At 71.7% G+C, this 2,455-nt stretch carries 3 protein-coding genes; all 3 read right to left on the bottom strand.

The window, feature by feature from the left end; translation table 11 throughout:
* The coding region (locus GKQ77_RS31545) for an imidazolonepropionase-like domain-containing protein (RefSeq protein ID WP_219692539.1) at positions 1-411 on the bottom strand (411 nt) is incomplete at its 3' end.
* 7 nt (positions 412-418) lie between these two features.
* On the bottom strand, positions 419-1,633 hold the full coding sequence (gene mqnC / locus GKQ77_RS31540; RefSeq protein WP_219692538.1) for a cyclic dehypoxanthinyl futalosine synthase: 1,215 nt from the start codon (positions 1,631-1,633) through the stop codon (positions 419-421).
* 71 nt (positions 1,634-1,704) lie between these two features.
* Positions 1,705-2,424, bottom strand: a complete 720-nt coding sequence (locus tag GKQ77_RS31535) for a prepilin peptidase (protein ID WP_258022301.1) — start codon at positions 2,422-2,424, stop codon at positions 1,705-1,707.
* Positions 2,425-2,455: the final 31 nt, after the last annotated feature.

Raw genomic sequence — 2,455 nt, 5'->3', positions numbered from 1 at the left:
GCGTTGGGCCGAGGCCAGGCCCGCCCTGCGAACCGCGTCCAGGACCGGACGGGCGCGGAGGTCGCCCGCGATGGCCACCGTGCCGTGCGCCAGCATCCGCTGCACGCCCCGCCGGGCGCTCGCGCCGAGACGGGACGGGTCGGTGCGGAAGAGCCTCCGGGCCCGCTCCCCGCCGATGGGCTCCGTGCCGAGCCGGTCGGCCTCGCGCGGGTCGGGGTGGTAGGTGGCCTCAAGCAGCTCGGGGCCGTACGGATTGAGCAGGCCGGGAGTGAGGATGCCGGGCCAGCGGCGGCCCCGGGCCGAGGGGTGGGCGGCGGCGAGATCCTCGTACGGACCGACCGCCGCGACGACCGGCCCGTCGACCAGGACCGCCGCCTCCGGAGAGTGCTCGGCGACGTGCAGGGTGAGCAACAGGGCCTCAGTTCGTGGCGAGGAGCTTCAGCTCGGGATGTGCCGTGCCGCCCTCGATCGCCGTGGACGAGATGTGCGAGGCGACGCGGTCGTCGACGGGGTCGTTCGCCGGGTCGTCGTGCACCACCAGGTGCTCGTAGGTCGTGGCGCGCTGCGCCGGGACCCGGTCCGCCGTACGGATCATGTCGATCATCTCGCGCAGGTTCGAGCGGTGCTTGGCGCCCGCCGAGGAGACGACGTTCTCCTCCAGCATGACCGAGCCGAGGTCGTCCGCCCCGTAGTGCAGCGTCAGCTGGCCCGCCTCCTTGCCGGTGGTCAGCCAGGAGCCCTGGATGTGCGCGACGTTGTCGAGGAAGATGCGGGCGATCGCGATCATGCGGATGTACTCGAAGATCGTCGCCTGCGTACGGCCCTTGAGGTGGTTGTTCTCGGGCTGGTACGTGTACGGGATGAAGGCGCGGAAGCCGCCGGTCCGGTCCTGTACGTCACGGATCATCCGCAGGTGCTCGATGCGCTCGGCGTTGGTCTCGCCCGTGCCCATGAGCATCGTGGAGGTGGACTCCACGCCCAGGTTGTGGGCGATCTCCATGATCTCCAGCCACCGCTCGCCGCTCTCCTTGAGCGGGGCGATCGCCTTGCGCGGCCGCTCCGGCAGCAGCTCGGCGCCCGCGCCCGCGAAGGAGTCGAGCCCGGCCGCGTTGATCCGCTGGATGGCCTCCTCGACGGAGACCTTCGAGATGCGGGCCATGTGCTCGACCTCGGACGCGCCGAGGGAGTGGATGACCAGCTGCGGGAAGTTCTTCTTGATCGCCGCGAAGTGCTTCTCGTAGTACTCGACGCCGTAGTCCGGGTGGTGTCCGCCCTGGAACATCACCTGCGTGCCGCCCAGCTCGACGGTCTCCGCGCAGCGGCGCAGGATGTCGTCGAGGTCGCGGCTCCAGCCCTTCTTGGTGTCCTTCGGGGCGGCGTAGAAGGCGCAGAACTTGCAGGCCGTCACGCAGACGTTCGTGTAGTTGATGTTCCGCTCGATGATGTACGTCGCGATGTGCTCCGTACCGGCGTAGCGGCGGCGGCGCACGGCGTCGGCGGTGGCGCCGAGCGCGTGCAGCGGGGCGTCACGGTAGAGGACGAGTGCCTCTTCGGGGGTGATCCGCCCACCTGCGGCGGCACGGTCGAGGACGGCTGTGACATCAAACGACGTGAGGTCGGCCTTCTCGGTCACCGGGACGTCCCTTTCGTAAGGGTTGCGGACGGACCAAGCCAGCGTACGCCAGCCCTTTCGGGGCCCCGACGTCAGGCGGCGTACGCCCCGAGCAGCACGCCCACGAAGGCTCCGCCGATCAGGAACGGCCCGAACGGGATCGCCGTCTTCCGTCCGGCGCGGCGGGCGGCGACGAGCCCGATGCCGTACAGCGCGGCGAGGACGAACCCGGCGAAGGTGCCGAGCAGCAGCACGCCCCACCCGTACCACCCGAGCACCGCCCCGAGCGCGAGGGCGAGCTTCACGTCGCCGAAGCCCATGCCGTTGGGGTTGATGAGGAAGAGCACGAAGTAGGCACCGGCCAGCGCGAGCGACCCGTACAGCGCGCCGGTCCACTCCCCCGCGTTCCCGGGCGCCAGCGCGGCACCCCCGAGCAGCAGGAGCCCGCCCCCGGCGAGCGGCAGGGTGAGCACGTCCGGCAGCCGGTGCACGCCGAAGTCGACCACGGCGAGCAGCACACCGAAGGGCGCGAGCAACAGCCACGCCCCCAGCTCGGGCCGCGCCCCGGTGGCGGCGGCGAGCGCGGCGCAGACGAGGGCGGTGGCGGGGGCGACGAGGGCGGTACGGGGCCCGTACCAACCGCCCCGGGGACAGCGGGCGAGCCCGGCCCACCCCCTGAGGGGATGCCCCTCAGGACACTCCTGCCGCCAGCTCTCCTCGGGCTGGACGGAGAGCCGGTAGGCGGCGCGAGGAAGGAGGAGACCGGCGAGGGCACCCCAGAGCGCGCCGAGAACGGCGAGGAGAGCGATCAAGACGTCCACCTATTCGACACGGGGTAACGGG

Source organism: Streptomyces anatolicus, from assembly GCF_019400875.1.
In the GTDB taxonomy this organism is placed as follows: Bacteria; Actinomycetota; Actinomycetes; order Streptomycetales; family Streptomycetaceae; genus Streptomyces; species Streptomyces anatolicus.
The sequence above is the reverse complement of the archived record's forward strand: the minus strand, read 5'-3'. Positions and strand labels throughout refer to the sequence as shown.